15 protein-coding genes and 1 riboswitch are annotated in these 18,544 nt (G+C 67.2%); of the genes, 11 read left to right on the top strand and 4 right to left on the bottom strand.

Annotated features, from left to right (window positions below):
* The first annotated feature begins 4 nt into the window (after positions 1–4).
* The 9 genes from AB4Z16_RS03095 (at position 5) to AB4Z16_RS03055 (ending at position 11,532) form a co-directional block, all read left to right on the top strand.
* Positions 5–979, top strand: coding sequence for an ABC transporter permease (locus tag AB4Z16_RS03095; protein WP_441509844.1), 975 nt, complete (start codon positions 5–7; stop codon positions 977–979).
* The gene (locus AB4Z16_RS03090) at positions 976–1,854 is read left to right on the top strand and encodes an ABC transporter permease (protein WP_441509843.1); all 879 of its coding nucleotides are present in this window, start codon (positions 976–978) and stop codon (positions 1,852–1,854) included. The genes AB4Z16_RS03095 and AB4Z16_RS03090 overlap by 4 nt, the downstream gene beginning before the upstream one ends.
* Before the next feature lie 130 nt (positions 1,855–1,984).
* Positions 1,985–3,697: a dipeptide ABC transporter ATP-binding protein gene (locus AB4Z16_RS03085; protein WP_441509842.1), complete on the top strand. Its 1,713-nt coding sequence runs from the start codon at positions 1,985–1,987 to the stop codon at positions 3,695–3,697.
* A gap of 11 nt (positions 3,698–3,708) precedes the next feature.
* Positions 3,709–4,617 (top strand): polysaccharide deacetylase family protein, encoded by a 909-nt coding sequence (locus tag AB4Z16_RS03080; RefSeq protein WP_441509841.1) that lies wholly within the window; start codon positions 3,709–3,711, stop codon positions 4,615–4,617.
* A 1,332-nt stretch (positions 4,618–5,949) separates the two neighbouring features.
* Complete coding sequence (locus AB4Z16_RS03075; RefSeq protein WP_441509840.1) at positions 5,950–6,903, top strand: OmpA family protein; 954 nt, start codon at positions 5,950–5,952, stop codon at positions 6,901–6,903.
* A 441-nt stretch (positions 6,904–7,344) separates the two neighbouring features.
* Positions 7,345–7,542, top strand: coding sequence for a hypothetical protein (locus AB4Z16_RS03070; protein WP_441509839.1), 198 nt, complete (start codon positions 7,345–7,347; stop codon positions 7,540–7,542).
* A 71-nt stretch (positions 7,543–7,613) separates the two neighbouring features.
* A riboswitch (TPP riboswitch) is annotated at positions 7,614–7,718 on the top strand.
* 78 nt (positions 7,719–7,796) lie between these two features.
* A complete protein-coding gene (gene thiC / locus AB4Z16_RS03065; protein ID WP_441509838.1) occupies positions 7,797–9,674 on the top strand; it encodes a phosphomethylpyrimidine synthase ThiC in 1,878 nt (625 codons plus the stop codon).
* Between the two features lie 5 nt (positions 9,675–9,679).
* Positions 9,680–10,438, top strand: a complete 759-nt coding sequence (locus tag AB4Z16_RS03060; protein ID WP_441509837.1) for a hydroxyethylthiazole kinase — start codon at positions 9,680–9,682, stop codon at positions 10,436–10,438.
* Positions 10,439–10,584: 146 nt separating this feature from the next.
* Positions 10,585–11,532: a SphA family protein gene (locus AB4Z16_RS03055; RefSeq protein ID WP_441509836.1), complete on the top strand. Its 948-nt coding sequence runs from the start codon at positions 10,585–10,587 to the stop codon at positions 11,530–11,532.
* Between the two features lie 105 nt (positions 11,533–11,637).
* On the opposite strand, the gene AB4Z16_RS03050 is transcribed toward AB4Z16_RS03055, so the two are convergent.
* Together AB4Z16_RS03050 and AB4Z16_RS03045 are read right to left on the bottom strand one after the other, a co-directional pair.
* The gene (locus AB4Z16_RS03050) at positions 11,638–12,729 is read right to left on the bottom strand and encodes a linear amide C-N hydrolase (protein WP_441509835.1); all 1,092 of its coding nucleotides are present in this window, start codon (positions 12,727–12,729) and stop codon (positions 11,638–11,640) included.
* Between the two features lie 176 nt (positions 12,730–12,905).
* On the bottom strand, positions 12,906–13,787 hold the full coding sequence (locus AB4Z16_RS03045; RefSeq protein WP_441509834.1) for a hypothetical protein: 882 nt from the start codon (positions 13,785–13,787) through the stop codon (positions 12,906–12,908).
* Between the two features lie 319 nt (positions 13,788–14,106).
* Here AB4Z16_RS03045 and dnaK point away from each other — a divergent pair, with 319 nt between their 5' ends.
* The gene (dnaK, locus tag AB4Z16_RS03040) at positions 14,107–16,026 is read left to right on the top strand and encodes a molecular chaperone DnaK (protein WP_441509833.1); all 1,920 of its coding nucleotides are present in this window, start codon (positions 14,107–14,109) and stop codon (positions 16,024–16,026) included.
* A gap of 155 nt (positions 16,027–16,181) precedes the next feature.
* Positions 16,182–17,312 (top strand): molecular chaperone DnaJ, encoded by a 1,131-nt coding sequence (gene dnaJ / locus AB4Z16_RS03035; RefSeq protein ID WP_441509832.1) that lies wholly within the window; start codon positions 16,182–16,184, stop codon positions 17,310–17,312.
* A 67-nt stretch (positions 17,313–17,379) separates the two neighbouring features.
* Here the strand turns inward: dnaJ and AB4Z16_RS03030 are convergent, their stop codons facing one another.
* Together AB4Z16_RS03030 and AB4Z16_RS03025 are read right to left on the bottom strand one after the other, a co-directional pair.
* Complete coding sequence (locus AB4Z16_RS03030) at positions 17,380–17,571, bottom strand: CsbD family protein (RefSeq protein ID WP_441509831.1); 192 nt, start codon at positions 17,569–17,571, stop codon at positions 17,380–17,382.
* A gap of 81 nt (positions 17,572–17,652) precedes the next feature.
* Positions 17,653–18,474 carry a helix-turn-helix domain-containing protein gene (locus AB4Z16_RS03025; protein WP_441509830.1) on the bottom strand — a complete coding sequence of 274 codons (822 nt, stop codon included), beginning with the start codon at positions 18,472–18,474 and terminating at the stop codon, positions 17,653–17,655.
* Positions 18,475–18,544 lie beyond the last annotated feature (70 nt).

Below are 18,544 nucleotides of genomic sequence, written 5' to 3'. Positions count from 1 at the left end.
CCGCATGCTAGGGCATGTCGCCCTCCGTCTGCTGCAGGCGCTCGTCGTCATGCTCGTCATGTCGGTGCTGGTCTTCGTCGGCGTCTATGCGATCGGCAACCCGATCGACGTGCTGATCGGCCCCGATGTCAGCCAGGAACTCCGGCTCCAGACCATTGCGCATTACGGGCTCGACCGGCCGCTCTGGGAGCAGTACCTCACCTTCCTCGGCCGCGTTCTGCACGGCGATTTCGGCCGCTCCTTCGTCTTCGGCATGCCGGTGATGCAGCTCATTCTGTCGCGGCTGCCCGCGACGCTTGAGCTGACGCTGGCTGCCGTCTGCGGCGCTGCTCTGGTCGGCATCCCCGCCGGCATCTATGCAGGCTACAGGCCGGATGGCATCGCCTCCAAGCTCATCATGACGGTCTCGATCCTCGGCTTCTCCGTCCCGACCTTCTGGATCGGCCTCGTGCTGATCATGGCCTTCGCCGTCGAACTGCAATGGCTGCCGGCTGGCGGGCGCGGCGAGACCGTTTCCGTCTTCGGTGTCGGATGGAGCTTCCTGACTCTGGACGGGCTCACGCATCTCCTGTTGCCCGCGCTGAACCTCGCCTTTTTCAAGCTCGCCCTGATGACGCGTCTGGCCCGGGCCGGGACGCGCGAGGCCATGCTGTCGGATACGGTGAAGTTCGCCCGCGCTGCCGGCCTCTCGGAATGGACCGTGCTGCGCCGGCATGTGCTGCGGCTGATCTCGATCCCTCTGGTCACCGTCTTCGGCCTGGAATTCGGCTCGACGCTCGCCTTCGCCGTGGTCACAGAGACGATCTTCTCCTGGCCCGGCATCGGCAAGCTGATCATCGACTCCATCCAGTCGCTCGACCGGCCGGTGATGGTCGCCTATCTCATGCTCGTCGCCTTCGTCTTCATCACCATCAACTTCCTCGTCGACCTCGCCTATGTCGGGCTTGATCCGCGCCTCAGGAAGGGAGGCGCCCGATGAAGGACGCTTCTCCCGCCGCCCGTTTCTGGGCCGAGTTCCGCGAAAGCAGGACCGCGGTCGTGGCGCTCGCCGTGGTCGTGCTGATGATCGGCATCGCGCTGCTGGCGCCGCTCGTCGCGCCGCAGGACCCCTACGACCTCGCCAATCTCTCGCTCTCCGATGCGCGCCGCCCGCCGGGATATGTCGGCGAGGGCGGCTATACGCATTGGCTCGGCACAGATGCGCAGGGGCGCGACCTGTTCTCGGCTATCCTCTATGGCCTGCGCATCTCCTTGCAGATGGGGCTGGTGGCGGGCGCGCTGGCCTTCGCGCTCGGCGTCTCGCTCGGCATCGGCGCCGCCTATGCCGGGGGGCGCTGGGAAGCCTTCATCATGCGCGTCATCGACCTGCAACTCGCCTTCCCGGCGATTCTGCTCGCGCTCGTGCTTTCCGCCTTGCTGGGGCAGGGCAAGCTCCAGCTCATCGCCGCGCTCGCCGCCGCGCAATACGCCTATTTCGCCCGTACCGCCCATGGCGCGGCCTCGGCCGAGCGCGGCAAGGACTATGTCGAGGCGGTGCTGTCGACGCCGCTGCCCGGCTGGCGCGTGGTGCTGCGCCACATCTTCCCGAACTGCCTGCCGCCTCTGATCGTCGTTGCGACCGTGCAGGTGGCGAACGCCATCGCGCTGGAGGCGACGCTGTCCTTTCTCGGTGTCGGCCTGCCCGTCACCGAGCCTTCGCTGGGCATGCTGATCGCGAACGGCTTCCAGTACATGCTCTCGGGCCGCTACTGGATCTCGATCTATCCCGGCCTCGCCCTGATCATCCTGATCGTCGCCATCAATCTTGTTGGGGACCGCGTCCGCGATCAGGTCAATCCGAGGCTCAAGCGATGAGCGCGCGGGGCACGCCATACCCGTCATGGTCGGGCTTGTCCCGACCATCCACGTCTTTGTTCTTTGAGGACTGTGTTCAAGACGTGGATGCTCGCCACGAGGGCGAGCATGACGGCGGGGGTCAACGCCGATGACCGAGACCCCTCTCCTCGAAGTCACGAATCTCGCCACCCATTTCCACACGCGTGCCGGCTTGGTGAAGGCGGTCGACGGCGTTTCCTTCGCGCTGAAGCGCGGCGAAGTGATGGGCCTCGTCGGCGAGTCCGGCTCGGGTAAGAGCATCACCGGCTTCTCGATCATCGGGCTGATCGACCCGCCCGGCCGCGTCGAGCCCGGCTCATCGGTGAAGCTCGAGGGCCGCGAACTCGTCGGTTTGCCTGCCTCCGACTTGCGCAAGATCCGCGGCAAGCAGATCTCGATGGTCTTCCAGGACCCGATGATGACGCTGAACCCGATGCTGACCATCGGGACGCAAATCCGCTTGGCTCTGGAAGCGCATGAGACGGTCTCGGGCGCCGAGGCGCGCCGGCGCGCCGTCGCGGCATTGGCGCAGGTCCGCATTCCCGACCCCGAGGGCAAGGTCGATTTCTACCCGCACCAGTTCTCCGGCGGCATGCGCCAGCGCGTCGCCATCGCAATCGCTCTGCTGCATCGTCCCAAGCTGATCATCTGTGACGAGCCGACCACCGCGCTCGACGTGTCCGTGCAGGCCGAGATCCTCGCCGAGATGAAGGAACTGGTCGCCGAACTCGGCACGGCGCTGATCTGGATCAGCCATGATCTCGCCGTCGTCGCCGAGCTCGCCGACCATGTCTGCGTCATGCGCCATGGCAAGATCGTCGAGGCCGGGCCGACGCTCTCGGTGCTGACCCATCCGAAGCACCCGTACACGCAGTCCCTGCTCGACGCGCTGCCTTCGCGCGCCGAACCCGGCACACTGCTCGCCGGTGGCGTAGGCTCAGACGTTGCTCCGCCGCCGCGCGTGGTCAGGCAGGCCGAACCGGTAGCTGCCGATGCGGCGCATTACGTCCGCATCGAACACGTCGCCAAGCGCTTCGCAGGGACGCCCGGTCTGTTCCGCAAACTCGCCCAGAAGGCCGGTCTGTCGAAGGCGCCGGCCGCCGTGCAGGCTGTCGACGACGTCACGCTGGTGCTGAAGCGTGGTGAGGCGCTCGGCCTTGTCGGCGAATCCGGCTCCGGCAAGTCGACGCTGGGACGCGTGGCGGCCGGCATCTACGCGCCGGACCATGGCCTCGTCCGCATCGACGGCGCGCCGGCGATGAGCGCCGGCGAACGGCCCCGCAAGCTCACGACCCGCGTCCAGACGATCTTCCAGGATCCCTTCGCTTCGCTCAATCCGCGCATGACCGTGGGCGACAGCATCGCCGAAGGGCCGCTGGCGCATGCGCTCATCAAGAGCGGCGAGGCGAAGGACTATGTCCGGCAATGGCTGGCGGCGGTCGGGCTCGATCCCGCCTTTGCTGCCCGCTATCCGCATCAGTTCTCGGGCGGCCAGCGCCAGCGCGTCGCCATAGCGCGGGCGCTCGCGATGCAGCCCGATGTCGTGGTCTGCGACGAGCCGGTCGCTTCGCTCGACGTCTCCATCCAGGCGCAGATCATCAACCTGCTGATCCGGCTGCGGCAGGAACTCGACCTGACGCTGATCTTCATCTCGCACGACCTCTCGGTCGTCCGCCATCTCTGCGACCGCGTCGCGATCATGTATCGCGGCCGTATCGTCGAGAGCGGCCCGGCCGGCGAGGTCTACGACCATCCGCAGCACGACTACACCAAGCGACTGCTCGCCGCCGTGCCGGTGTTGCCGGGCGCTGCGACGATCTGAGGAGACAGCCGATGAGCGACGCCGAACTCGTGGAACTCTTGCCCTGGCAATGGCCGGAAGAGATCTGGCGCGGCAAGGTCGAGCAGGTGCGCGCCGGCCGCAACCTGAAGCCGGCCAAGTGGAAGAACGGTGCCCGCTGCGCGATCGCGCTCTCCTTCGACGTCGACCATGAGACCAATGAGCTGAGAGACGGCGGCAAATCGGTCGGGCGCTTGTCCTGGGGCCAGTACGGCAATCGCGTCGGCATCCCGCGCATCCTGAATCTCCTCGAGAAGGAAGACATCAAGGCGAGCTTCTTCGTACCGGCTGTGACAGCACTGCTCTATCCCGACGAGCAGCGCCGGATCGTCGGCGAGGGGCACGAGGTCGGCCTTCACGGCTGGATCCATGAGGTCAACACGGCCGTCCCGCCGGCCGATGAGCGTGAACTGCATCTGCGCTCGGCCGATACGCTGGAGAAGATCACCGGCATCCGCCCGGTCGGCATGCGCACCCCGTCCTGGGATTTCTCCGAGGTGACGCTCGCCGTCGAGCGCGAACTCGGGCTGCTCTACGATTCCTCGCTCTTCGCCGATGACGATCCTTACGAGATCGTCGAGAAGGGCGAGGCGACCGGCATGGTCGAGCTGCCGGTCGAATGGATTCGCGACGACGCGGCCTATCTCAGCATGAACCGCTTCCAGGCACTGCGGCCCTACACACCGCCGGAGGCGGTCTTCGACATCTTCCGCCGCGAGTTCGAGGGAGCTTATGCCGAAGGCGGCCTCTTCCTGCTGACCATGCATCCCCATGTCATCACCTACCGCTCGCGCTTCTGGATCCTCGAAGAGCTGGTCCGGCTTGCCAAGGCCAAGGGCGATTGCTGGTTCGCGACCCATGCCGAGATCGCAGCCTATGTGAAGGCCGAAGCCGGGCTCTGACCCGTCCGATGGGAACCGCTGCCCGATTCCTGCCGTTTTCGCTTCATCGCGGGTTCAGGCCCTGACCGGCCTGATACCCGCGCGTTGAAACGAACAACGGGAATTGCAATGCGCACGAAACGCTGGTTGCTGGTCGGGACCGTCCTGCCGGCCCTCGTCATTTCGCAGGCCGGGCAAGCCTTTGCCGAAGCCGGATACCGGCTGGCCCAGGCCCCCGCAGCCGGCGACGAGGAGCCGGGACGGGGACCACGCCAGCGGCCACAGGAGCAGCACCGTCCGCCGGGTGGGCAGCCGGGCCAGCGCGGTCCCGAGCGGCCCGTCGCGCCGGGCTCCCCCCAGGCTCCGCGCCCGCCGCAGATGCAGCCCGGCCCGGCTGTTCCGCGGCCGCAGCCTCCCGCGATGCCCGCGCCGCAACCGCGTGCCGAGCCGCCTGCTGCGCGTCCGCAGCCCGAGCGCCCGCCAATGCCGCAGCGTGAGGCGCCTCCCGCTCCGCGCCCCGCCCCGAACATGGCGCCTATACCTCAGCAGCCGCCCGCGGCCCGGCCGACGCCGCCACGTCCGCCCGCGGAACCCACTTTGCCGACACCGCCGCGCGCAGCGCCTCAGCCGCCTGCACCGCCGGCTGCCGCGCCCGGCGTGCAACCCGGCCTGCGCCCGCAAGCAGCTCCGCCATCCGCTCCGGCCCAGCCCGGTGCGCCGCCTTCGGCCGTGCCGCGCGGCGGCCCGGCCATTCCGCCTTCGGCTGCTCCGCCTCAAGCGCGTCCTCCGGCGGCTGCTCCGCAGTCAGGTGCGGTTCCCTCGGCTCCGGCAGGGCAGCCGCGTCCGCCCGGAGCTCCGCCTTCCGCTGCTCCCGGCACACCCGCTCAGCCCGGCGCCGGCGCGCCGCCCTCCGCGGTTCCGCGCGGGGGGCCGGCTGTTCCGCCGTCTGCGGCTCCGTCCCAGCGCCCGCTGGGCGCAGCGCCGCAGCCGGGCGCCGCTCCCGCGCAGCCGAGCGTTACAGCTCCGACTCCACCGGCCGGCGCAGTTCCGGCACAGCCGTTGCGCCCGGCAATACCTCCGGCCACGGCTCCGATCGCTCCGGCTCCGACCCAACCCGGCGCCGCGTCTCCGACCTCGCCCCCGGGCACGCCGCCCGCGGGACTGGCGCCCGCTCAGCCTGCACGCCCCGCTCCGGGCGGGCCTCCGGCAGCCGCTCCTGGCGCCCCGCCCCCGGCGCAACCCGGTGTCGCACCGGCCCAGCCCGGCGCGGCTCCGGCGCAGCCGCCGTCCGGCGGGGCCTTCCCCAGCCAGCCGCCGCAGCGCGAAGGCCGTCGCGGCGGCATCTCGCCGGGCGTGGCGGGTGCGATTGGTCTCGGCGTGGGCGCGATCGGCGGCATCATGGCCGTTCAGGGAGCGCAGCGCTTCGACGACATTCGGGCGCGGCGCGAAGAGCGTCGCGAGGGTGACGTTACCGTCATCCGCGAGCCCGGCCGCACCATCATTCGCGACGATGACGGCCGGGCCATCATCCGCCGCGATGAGGACCAGCGCTTTCGCGATCTCGGCTGGCAAGGCCGTTCCGAGCGCCGCGACGGCGAGATGCGGACCGTCTTCGAGCGGCCTGACGGCACGCGCATCGTCACCGTCACCGACGAGGAGGGCCGGCTGATCCGCCGCACCCGCATCGATCGCGACGACCGCGAGGTGGTGATCATCGACAATACCTTGCGCGATCGCCCGGGGCGCTTCGCCGACGATATCGTCGTGCTGCCGCCGCCGCCGCTGCCGATCCCGCGCGAGCGCTATATCGTCGATGCCGACCAGGCCGACGAGGCGTTGATCTACGAGACGATCATGGCGCCGCCGATCGCCGCGATCCCGCGCCGTTACACGCTGGACGAGGTCCGCTATTCGCCGGATCTGCGCGCCCGCATGCGCAGCGTCGATATCGACACGATCAACTTCGAGACCGGCTCCTGGCAGGTCACGCCCGACCAGGCGCAGCGCCTCGCAGTGATTGCGGATTCGATCCGGCGCGTGCTGCAAGGCTCGCCGAACGAGGTCTTCCTCGTCGAGGGCCACACCGACGCGGTTGGTGCCGATGTCGACAATCTCTCGCTCTCGGATCGCAGGGCCCAGTCGGTCGGGGAGATCCTGACGCGCGACTTCCAGATCCCGCCGGAAAACCTGACCACCCAGGGCTATGGCGAGCAGTATCTGAAGGTGCAGACGCAAGGGGCATCCCGCGAAAACCGGCGCGTGACGTTGCGGCGCATCACGCCACTGCTGACCGGCCAGAACCGCTGATCCTCGGGCGGGGCTGCTCAACGGGCGGCCCCGTGCGCCGCGGCGTGCGGGGAACCCCGCACGTCCACAGCGGTTTCTCTTCCGGAGGAGTCGCTGATGGGAGATGCAGCCATGAAGATGTCCGCTCTGGCGATGGCAGGTCTGGTGCTTGCCGGTTCGTTCGCGCCGTTTCCGACATGGGCTCAGAATGTTCCCCCTGCCGAGAAACAGCCTGCTCCAGGTGTGCCGGTGGCGCCGCGTGCGGATGAGGCCGTGCGGCCGCCGGCAGGGGAACGCGGTATGCGGCCTCGCGCCGACAGGCGTGAGCAGCGCTATGACAGGGCGCAGGCTGGTCCGCCGCAGCCGAGTCGCGACCCGCCGATGCCGCGCTCGGTGCCGTCGATCATCAGGCCCTGAAGGTCGTTCAGGATTTGGCAAGGCGGGCGCATTAGCGTCGCCGGCATGAGCGACGCAGCCTCCGTTTCCCGCAGCATCGTCACGATGCAGGCCGCCTCGACGCAGCAGGCGCTGTCGGTCGAGATGCTCAAGCAGAACGCGCAGGCTGACCAAAGCCTCGTCACCATGCTCCAGCAGAGCGCTGATGCAGCCAAGGCGACGCTCCCGGCCGGTCAGGGCGGTCTCGTCGACCGCACCGCCTGATCTCCTTTCCCCAGCTTCGATCGTTTGTCGCTGAGGCCGTTGCCAAGCGACTTCTCTGCGCCTAACCTCGCCTCTGTTCCGAGGGGTGCCCGCAAGGGCTGAGATGGCTTCCGAAGCCGAACCCGTCGAACCTGATCCGGGTCATACCGGCGGAGGGACTGGAACGCGTGCACAGGGCCGAGCCTTGTCCGCAGACAGCGACTGTACCGCTTTCAAACCCGGATCTCCTGACCTGTCGCAAGGAGGAGATCCTCATGAATGCCCACGCAAAACCCCAGAAGAACAGCGTCAAGACCGCGCCGCAAAGCGTGACGACCGGCCCGATCATCGGCTCGCGCAAAATCTATGTCGCCGCGCCCGAGCATCCCGAAATGCGCGTGCCCTTCCGCGAGGTCGTGCTGACGACGGATGCCGAGCCGCCGGTGCGCATCTACGATCCCTCCGGCCCCTATACCGAGACCGACGCCAGGATCGACCTGAATGCCGGCCTGACGCAGCCGCGCCGCGCCTGGCTCGATGCCCGCGGCTTCCAGACCGTGCCCGGCCGCGCCGTCACCGCCGCCGACAACGGCCATATCAGCGAAGCGCAGCTCGTGCCGGCCTGCCCGGCCGAGCGCCCGATCCTCGAGGCGAAGCCCGGCCAGATGGCGACGCAATACGAATTCGCCAAGGCCGGCATCATCACGCCCGAGATGATCTATGTCGCACATCGCGAGAATCTTGGCCGCGCCGCCATGATGGAAGGCGCCAGGGAGCGCCATGCCGACGGCGAGAGCTTAGGCGCCGTCGTTCCGGAATTCGTCACGCCCGAATTCGTCCGCGAGGAGATTGCGCGCGGCCGGGCCATTATCCCGGCCAACATCAACCACCCCGAGCTGGAGCCGATGGCGATCGGCCGCAACTTCCTGGTCAAGATCAACGCCAATATCGGCAATTCTGCCGTGACCTCAGGCGCAGCCGAGGAGGTCGAGAAGCTCGTCTGGGCGATCCGCTGGGGCGCCGACACGGTGATGGACCTCTCCACCGGCCGCAACATCCACAACATCCGCTCCTGGATACTCAGAAATTCGCCGGTGCCGATCGGCACGGTGCCGATCTATCAGGCGTTGGAGAAGGTCGGCGGCGATCCTATCAAGCTCGACTGGGAGGTGTTCAAGGACACCCTCATCGAGCAGGCGGAGCAGGGCGTCGACTACTTCACCATCCATGCCGGCGTTCGCCTGCCTTACGTCCCGCTGACGGCCAGTCGTGTGACCGGCATCGTCTCGCGCGGCGGCTCGATCATGGCGCGCTGGTGCCTGGCGCATCACAGGGAGAGCTTCCTCTACGAGCGCTTCGACGAGATCTGCGACATCATGCGCAAATACGACGTCTCGTTCTCGCTCGGTGACGGCCTGCGTCCGGGCTCGATCGCCGACGCCAACGACCGCGCCCAGTTCGCTGAGCTGGAGACGCTGGGCGAGCTGACCCAGGTCGCCTGGAAGAAGGGCTGCCAGGTCATGATCGAGGGCCCCGGCCATGTGCCGATGCACAAGATCAAGGAGAACATGGACAAGCAGCTGCGCGAATGCGGCGAGGCGCCCTTCTACACGCTCGGACCGCTGACCACCGACATCGCGCCGGGTTATGACCACATCACCTCTGGCATCGGCGCGGCGATGATCGGCTGGTATGGCTGCGCCATGCTCTGCTACGTCACGCCGAAGGAGCATCTGGGTCTCCCGAACCGGGACGACGTCAAGACCGGCGTCATCACCTACCGCATCGCCGCCCATGCCGCCGATCTCGCCAAGGGCCACCCGGCGGCGAAGATCAGGGACGACGCGGTCTCCCGCGCCCGCTTCGACTTCCGCTGGGAGGACCAGTTCAACCTGGCGCTCGACCCCGACACGGCGCGCGAGTTCCACGACGAGACGCTGCCGAAGGATGCCCACAAGGTCGCGCATTTCTGCTCGATGTGCGGGCCGAAATTCTGCTCGATGAAGATCACGCAGGACCTGCGCGCCGAGGTTCTCGCGATGAGCGACAATGAGAGGGCAAGTCTCGAGGCCATGGCTGCTGAGGGGATGGCTGCCAAATCGAAGGAATTCCTCGACAAGGGTGGCAGCATCTATCTACCTGCGGCCGAATGAGCGGCATGAACGACAGCCTCGACGCGGCCAAGGTCGCGTCGATCCTCGCGCGGGTGTCCGAGCGCCGCCCGCGCATCCATTGCCTGACCAATACCGTAGCGCAGAACGTCACCGCCAACATGCTGCTCGCCTTCGGGGCCGTGCCCTCGATGGCTGGTCATCCCGAGGAGGTTGCGGCGGTCGCGGTCGGGGCAAGCGCGATCCTGATCAATCTCGGCACGATCAGCCCTGAGGGCGAGCGCGCGATCCCGAAGCTCGTCGCTGTGGCGCGCGAACGCGGCATTCCGCTGGTGCTCGACCCGGTCTTCGTCGAGCTGTCGCCCCTGCGGCTGGGGCTGGCCGAGGACGTTTTGCGGCTGCCGGGCGTCGTCGTGCGTGGCAACGCCGCCGAGATGGCGGCCTTGGCCTGGCTGCTGGAGCGCTCCCCCGGCGTCACGCGCGCGACGACAGGGGCTGTCGACGCGATCGACGGTCCTTCCGGCAAGCTCTCCGTGGCCTTCGGGCATCCGCTGATGAGCCGGGTGACCGGACTGGGCTGCGCTTCGAGCGCGCTGGTGGCTGCCTGCCTCGCGGTCGAGCCCGATCCCGTGATTGCAGCGGCTGCGGCGCTGACGGCCTACGGCATCGCGGGCGAAATCGCAGCCGAGCGTTGCCATGGCCCCGGCAGCTTCGCAGTCGAACTGATCGATGCGGTCGCTGGCCTCGATGCCGGAATGCTGCAAGCACGTATGGCGCGAATGTCACACATGAAAGACATGATGTAGCCGGGATTCACCGCCGCCCGCAGGCATCCTAGGGTCGCATGGCTGATTCGCCCGGCTGGCGACGGCCGCGCCGGGGGGCAACAGACAACATGATGCGTAACGAAGCCTGCGGGCAATCGCACAGGCCCTTTCGGCTTGTCGCCCTGATGGCCCTTGGTCTGGCCGCCGGCTGCGTCGGGTTGCCGGAGGATGTCCGGGCGGCCGAGAACGGCACGGGCTTCTATCTGCTCGGCGGCCGTGGCGCGATGGCTGGCTATCTGCCGCCTCCCGGGGTCTATTTCGAGAGCGACACCTACAGCTACGACGCCAAGCTCGACGCCCGGAAGTCATTGCCTTCCGGCGGTCGCTTCGTTGCCGGCGTGCGGAGCCAGGCACGGGCCGATTTCCTGAGCGGAACGTGGGTGACGCCCTGGGAACTCGCCGGGGGCAATCTCGCCTTCGGGGCCACTCTGCCTGTCGGCCGCGTCCGGGTCGCGGCCGGTGTCGAATACGATTCGCCGCAAACGAACCGCCTTGTCGGCTCCAATTTGCGCGACAAGGCCACGATGGTCGGCGATCCCGTATTCTCGACGATTCTCGGCTGGCATGCCGGCAAGTTTCATTGGAACGCGACCGTCATGGTGAACGCGCCTGCGGGCGAGTACCGCAACGGGGAACTGGCCAATCTTGCCTTTCACCGCTGGGCCACGGATCTGTCCGGCGCCCTCACCTGGTTCGATCCGGAAACCGGCATCGATCTCTCAGGCATCGCCGGGGTGACGTTCAACGGCACCAATCCGGCCACGGACTACCGGACGGGCACCGAGTTCCACCTGGAATGGGCCGCCTCGAAAGCGTTGACCAGCGCGCTTTCCGCCGGAGTGATCGGCTATCACTATCAGCAGGTCACCGGTGACAGCGGAGCGGGCGCGCAGCTCGGTGCCTATAAGGGCCGCGTGACCGCGCTCGGCGGCACGCTGGCCTATAATTTCACCATTGGAAAGACGCCGATCTCTACCCGCATCAAGGTTCTGCGCGAGTTCGCCGTCGAGAACCGCGCGCGCGGAACCGTCGGCCTGCTCACGGTCTCGCTGCCGCTGACGACCTCTCCCTGACGCAAAAAAGAAGCCCGCGTGAATGCGGGCTTGGTCCTCTCGGTCCTTGGGTGGCCCGGAGAAGAAAATGCCCGCTCTCGAAGGGGAGAGCGGGCAGCTTCGGCATTACGGCTTCGCGAACTGAAGAGCCGGAGGCACCGGGTTCGGCTTGAACGGCGCGACCTGAAGTGCCTTGGCGTCGAGGTCGAAGCTGGTCAGGTCGACCATGCGCAGGACCTGATCCTGATAGCTTTTGATATAGTACTTCTTGGCCCTGAGATCCGCGACCGACGTCCACTGGGTATATTCGAGCTCTCCGCCCTTCGCCGCCGAGTTGATGAAGCCGACCGGGATGTCGAAATTGTTCATGATGTGCTCGACGAGACGAACGGTCTGGGGGCCGTCGGGAGCCTGCTTCGCCGAGGCGACGTAGCCGAGCGCGCGGATGAAGCGCGAGGGCGGCGTCGGGTCGCCGGGAATGCCGAGCAGGCCGGAGCCTTGCCCGAAGGGCTCGAAGGTCTTGCCGCCGATCTTCAGCGGATCGGCCGCGACGGGCGAAATCTTGACGTAGTTGCGGATGTTGTTGAGGTGCCAGTCGAAGGTCGGGGAGTTCGTCAGAACGCCCATCGGGTTGTCATAGACCTTCAGTTTGCCGTCCACCGGCTCGATCACGATCGAGGCGCCCGTCGCATCGTGGATCGGGAAGTGGAATGGCAGCGTGAAATTCACGATCGGCGCCGGAAGGTCGACGATCACGGCCTTGTTGAGCGCTTCCTTGACCTCAGCGACGGTAGCGAAGTTCGACAGGACCCAGCTCAGGAATTCCCAGGGCGCGAGCGCGGTGTTCGGGTCGGCTTGCGCCACGGGCGTGTAGCCCACGAAATCCGGGAAATACAGGGCGCCGCCAGCGAGTCCCTTCTCGTTCATGCCGTCGGAGACGAAAGGCTGGCCGAAGCTCATCACGCCGACGAATGCATAGCGCGTGTTCCACTTGGGAGCCGGCATGTTGGCGGGGCGGGTGCCGACGAAGGCGTAGTTCCGCGGGACGACGACGACGTCGGACGGTGTCTGGAGCGCGTATTCGAGCGTGCGGCCGTAAACCGGCGTGCCGTCGGCCGCGATCATCAGAATATTCGTGCAGGCCTGAGCCGGCGCGGCGCTGGCGAGCAGGCCGGCGAGCAGGGCCGACAGGCCTTTTCTCGCGAAACCCCAATTCATAAGACGCATTCTATCCCCCAAAGCGGTGTGCCCGGGCTTGGTACGCGGTCACTCACGCAGCAATCGTAAAGAAGCGCGCTGCCTTCTGGGGGCCGGAAGGAGAGCCGGAAAAATTGGTGAATGGAGCCCTAATAGGGGACGAACCCGGCGCCGCCGGAAGGGGCCAGGCCGACCTTCTACTGCGTCGGGGCGAGCGACAGCGGTGCCGGCTTCGGCGTTGCCGGGCGCGGCTTCGGCTTGGGGGCGGGCTTGGGCTCGGTGCTGAGGCCGAGCCGGACGCGCAGCGCGGCGGCCCGGGCTTCCGTGATCCGGGCCGCGCAGAAGCCCATCTGACCCTCGCGCTGGAAATCGCGGCAGATGGTTTCGCGCTCGGAGGAGAAACCCGCCTGCTCGCGGGCGATCGAGCGCTGCTCGACGGCGTCAGACTTGGCCGTCAGGGTCCGGTACCCCTCGCGGACGGCGCGCTCGGCGGTGCCGCGCGCCCGCTCGATCTCCCTTGCCTGCGCGGCGATCGTTCGGGCGTCCGGCCCCCACAGGCCACGCGGATCGATCCGGCACTGGGCCGCCTCGACGACGCAAGGTTCGGTGGGCTCCACGACGAGGACGGCGCCGTCGAGGACGTCGAAGACGATCGGGCAGATCGGCGCCTCCAGCCGGTAGCGGGGCACGCCGGCCGGCCGTCCCAGCGCCGTGACCGGGACGGGCGCGTCGCCGAAGGAAACGGAGCAGGGCTCGACCAGATTGACTGGCTGGAAGCCGTCGAGGCCGAGCCTCATCCCGAAGCCGTTGGCGGTTTTCGTGAAGGTCGCTTCGCCGTGATGGCCGTTGCGGTGAAGGATCTTTCCGAGGATTGCCTCCTCGGTCGGGATCTTGATCGCGGGCATGCTCGGTGGTCGCGGTGCTGCCGGCGCGCCGGGCGCAGAGGGAGCACCCTGCTGCGTGCCGGGAGCATTGAATGGCTGTGCGCCCGGCAATTGCAGGGGCTGCGCCTGCGCGAGCGCCGTCATCGCGGCCGAGATAGCCACCAGCATAGGGGCGATGCGCGTCGATCGGCTCATGGTGTCCATGCGCAAACGGAACGGCCTTCCTGCATGAAGGCAGGCGCAATTCCACGCAAGGGCCGCAAGGACACAGTCGCTGCGGAAAGCGCCGGTGCAGCCCAAAACCCCACAATCCCCGCTTCTTAATCGGCTCGCCTGTCTTGCAAGGGCGGGAACACCCTCACTATATACGCCGCCAAGGGGCGGTTTAACCACCGTCAAACGTGGAATGCCGGAGCGTTCGCCGCTGAAGCGGGGGCGACCCGGTCCATGGGCCGGCAGGCGGCGTGAATGCGTCGCAGGCCGGCGATCTGCTCAATCGAAAGGGATCCCATCCATGGGTAAAGTCATTGGTATCGACCTCGGCACGACCAACAGCTGCGTTGCAGTGATGGAAGGCACCACGCCAAAGGTCATCGAGAATTCCGAGGGCGCGCGCACCACGCCCTCGATCGTCGCCATCACGGATGACGGCGAGCGCCTTGTCGGCCAGCCTGCCAAGCGCCAGGCCGTCACCAATCCGGAGCGTACCTTCTTCGCGATCAAGCGCCTCATCGGCCGCACCTACGACGATCCGATGACGCAGAAGGACCTGAAGCTCGTTCCCTACAAGATCACCAAGGCCTCGAACGGGGACGCTTGGGTGTCCGCCGACGGCAAGGAATATTCGCCGTCGCAGATCTCGGCCTTCACGCTCACCAAGATGAAGGAGACGGCGGAGGCCTATCTCGGCCAGCCCGTCACCCAGGCCGTCATCACGGTTCCCGCCTATTTCAACGACGCCCAGCGCCAGGCTACCAAGGATGCCGGCAAGATCGCGGGCCTCGAGGTACTCAGAATCATCAACGAGCCGACGGCGGCCGCGCTCGCCTACGGGCTCGAGAAGAAGTCCGCCGGCACCATCGCGGTCTATGACCTCGGCGGCGGCACCTTCGACGTCTCGATCCTCGAGATCGGCGACGGCGTCTTCGAGGTGAAGTCGACCAACGGCGACACCTTCCTCGGCGGCGAGGACTTCGACATGCGTCTCGTCGAATATCTCGCGGACGAATTCAAGCGCGAGCAGGGCATCGACCTGAAGAAGGACAAGCTCGCTCTCCAGCGCCTGAAGGAAGCGGCCGAGAAGGCTAAGATCGAGCTCTCGACCACGGCCCAGACCGAGATCAACCTGCCCTACATCACGGCGGATGCATCCGGTCCGAAGCACCTCGCCATCAAGCTCTCTCGCGCCAAGTTCGAGAGCCTGGTCGACGATCTCATCCAGCGCACCATCGAGCCCTGCAAGAAGGCGCTCAAGGATGCCGGCCTCTCGGCGGGCCAGATCGACGAGGTCGTTCTCGTCGGCGGCATGACCCGCATGCCGAAGGTCCAGGAGGTCGTGAAGCAGTTCTTCGGCAAGGAGCCGCATAAGGGCGTCAACCCCGACGAGGTCGTCGCCATCGGCGCCGCGATCCAGGCCGGCGTCCTCCAGGGCGACGTCAAGGACGTGCTGCTGCTCGACGTGACCCCGCTGTCGCTCGGCATCGAGACGCTGGGCGGTGTCTTCACGCGTCTTATCGACCGCAACACCACGATCCCGACCAAGAAGAGCCAGGTCTTCTCCACCGCCGAGGACAACCAGAACGCGGTGACGATCCGGGTCTTCCAGGGCGAGCGCGAAATGGCGGCCGACAACAAGCTGCTCGGCCAGTTCGACCTGATGGGCATTCCGCCGGCCCCGCGCGGCATGCCGCAGATTGAGGTGACCTTCGACATCGACGCCAACGGCATCGTCTCGGTGACGGCGAAGGACAAGGCCACCAACAAGGAGCAGCAGATCAAGATCCAGGCTTCGGGCGGCCTCAGCGAGGCCGATATCCAGAAGATGGTGAAGGATGCCGAGGCCAACGCCGCTGAGGACAAGAAGCGCCGCGAGCTGGTCGAGGCCAAGAACCAGGGCGAGAGCCTCGTTCACTCGACCGAGAAGTCGCTGAAGGACTATGGCGACAAGGTCTCCGAGGCCGACAAGTCGGCGATCGAGACCGCGGCCGAGGCGCTGAAGACCGCGCTCACCGGCGAGGACGTCGAAGTCATCCAGGCTCGCACCAACGAGCTGATGCAGGCTTCGATGAAGCTCGGCGAGGCGATGTATGCCGCCAGCCAGGCCGAGGGCGCTGCCGCCGGTGGTGAAGGCGAAGCTGCTGCGGAAGCCAAGAAGGACGACGTCATCGACGCCGACTTCAAGGACGTCTCAGACGACAAGAAGAAGAGCGCGTAATCCGCGTTCGTCGCGGAACGCGATGGGGTGGCCGGGCTCGAACCCGGCCATCTCGTTCCGGGGCGGCGTGAAGGCAGGATGGACAACGCCTGTCGCGCATGGCCGGGCCGCCGCGCCCGGCCATGGCGCGTCAAAGGCAAGGGGCAGACGTTTCGATGTCGAAGCGAGACTACTACGAGATCCTCGGCGTCAGCCGGACCGTGACGGAGGTCGAGCTCAAGAGCTCCTTCCGCAAGCTCGCGATGCAGCATCACCCGGACAAGAATCCCGGCGACAAGGAAGCCGAGATCAAGTTCAAGGAAATCAACGAGGCCTATCAGATCCTCTCCGACGGCCAGAAGCGGGCGGCCTATGACCGCTTCGGGCATCAGGCTTTCGAGAATGGCGGCGGCCCCGGGGGCAACGCCGATTTCTCCGACTTCATGTCGGACATCTTCGATTCCTTCTTCGGCGATGCAAGGCGCGGCGGCCCGCGCAGCGCCAATGGCCGCGAGCGCGGCGCCGATCTGCGCTACAATCTCGAAATCGGGCTGGAAGAGGCCTTCACCGGCAAGAACGCCTCGATCCGCGTGCCGACCTCGGTCTCCTGCGAGTCCTGTTCCGGCACCGGCGCCAAGCCCGGCTCGAAGTCGCGGCAGTGCCCGACCTGCGGCGGCCATGGCCGCGTCCGCGCCAATCAGGGCTTCTTCTCGGTCGAGCGGACCTGCCCGACCTGCTCCGGTCGCGGCGAGATCATCGACGACCCCTGCAAGAATTGCCAGGGCGCTGGCCGCGTCACCCGCGAGCGTACGCTTTCGGTCAACATTCCTGCCGGCGTCGAGGACGGCACGCGCATCCGCCTTGCCGGCGAGGGCGAGGCCGGCCTGCGCGGCGGGCCTGCGGGCGATCTCTACATCTTCCTCTCGATCAAGCCGCACGCGATCTTCCAGCGCGACGGTGCCGATTTGTTCTGCCGCGTGCCGATCGGGCTGGTCTCGGCCGCGCTCGGCGGAGAGATCGAGGTTCCCACGCTCTCGGGCGAGCAGGCGCGAGTGAAGATCCCGGAAGGCACGCAGACCGGCAAGCAGTTCCGCCTGAAGGCTAAGGGCATGAGCGTGCTGCGCTCGCGCGATGTCGGAGACCTCTATATCCAGGTCGTGGTCGAGACGCCGCAGAAGCTGACGGCCCGCCAGCGCGAGTTGCTGGAGGAGTTCGAGCGCGAGAGCTCGCACAACAATCATCCGGAGACGGCCGGCTTCTTCGGCCGGGTCAAGGATTTCCTCGGCGGGCTCGGCGGCACCGCCTGAGCCGCGGGTTTGAGCAGCCAAAAAAAGGGCCGCCTTTCGGCGGCCCTTTGTGCTTCGAGGCGGTGCTTCAGGCCTTGTCGACGGCCTTCTTGACCGCGTCCTTGCCTTTGCCAAGTGCCTGCTGGGCTTCGCCCTTCAGTTCCTGCGCCTTGCCCTTGGCCTCCCATTCCGGCTTGTCGAGCGCCTTGCCAGCGGCCTGCTTGACGTTGCCGGCGGCCTCGTTGGCCATGCCTTTGATCTTGTCGGTCGTGCTACCCATTGCGTGGCTCCTCCTGGTTCCGGTGCGACCTCGGTCGCGTCCCTCCAAGAAACTGCACTGCGCCGGATCGGTTCCGGGCGACTACGCCGTCCCGCTTCCGCTCGCGGCGAGCGCGCGCAGCACCTCAGCCGTGGCCGTATCCGCCGGGAAGAACGTCTCCAGCGCCAGTTCGGACAGGGTGACGTCCACCGGCGTGCCGAAGACCGTCGTCGTCGAGATCAAAGACAGCACGGTTTCGCCGAGCCGCAGCTGCATCGGCACGACGATGCCGGCTTCGGCGTCCGGATCGTGCCGCTCCTGTCCGGCCTTGCCGGGATGCGGATAGGTGGAGAGTTCTTCCAGCAGGGCGCCCAGCGTGCCGTCCGACGTGGCGCGGACCTGCTGGCGCAGCCTGGCGAGCAGATGGCCGCGCCATTCGTCGAGATTGACGATGAAGGGGGCGAGCCCGCCGGGGTGCAGCGACAGGCGCAGAACATTGACGGGTGGCTGCAATAGCGCCGCATCGGCGACGAGGCCGAGCAGCCGGGTCACCGCGCCATTGGCGGCGAGCAGCGTCCAGTGCCGGTCGACGGCGAGCGCCGGGTAGGGTTCGTGCCCCTTGAGGATCAAGTCGATCGCGCCCCTGGCGGCGTTCAGCGACGGATCTTCCAGTGAGCGCTCGGGATATACCGGCGCATAGCCGGCCGCCAGCAGCAGGGCGTTGCGCTCGCGCAGCGGCACGGTGAGATGCTCGGCGAGCAGCAGCACCATCTCGCGGCTCGGGCGCGAGCGTCCGCTTTCGACGAAGCTCAGATGCTTCTGCGAGATCTCGGCTTCGAGCGCGAGGTCGAGCTGGCTGAAGCGGCGCAGCTGGCGCCAGTCGCGCAGCAGCGTACCGAAGGAGGGGGCGTGATGCTTGTTCATGGCAGGCAAGCTAGCGATCCCTGCGGGCCGTTCCAATTACCTCCCGCTTAATCGACGGGCTCTCCCGAAA

The sequence above is a fragment of the Allobosea sp. TAF32 genome (assembly GCF_052113585.1).
Taxonomy (GTDB): Bacteria; Pseudomonadota; Alphaproteobacteria; order Rhizobiales; family Beijerinckiaceae; genus Allobosea.
This window is presented reverse-complemented; position numbering and strand designations above follow the sequence as displayed.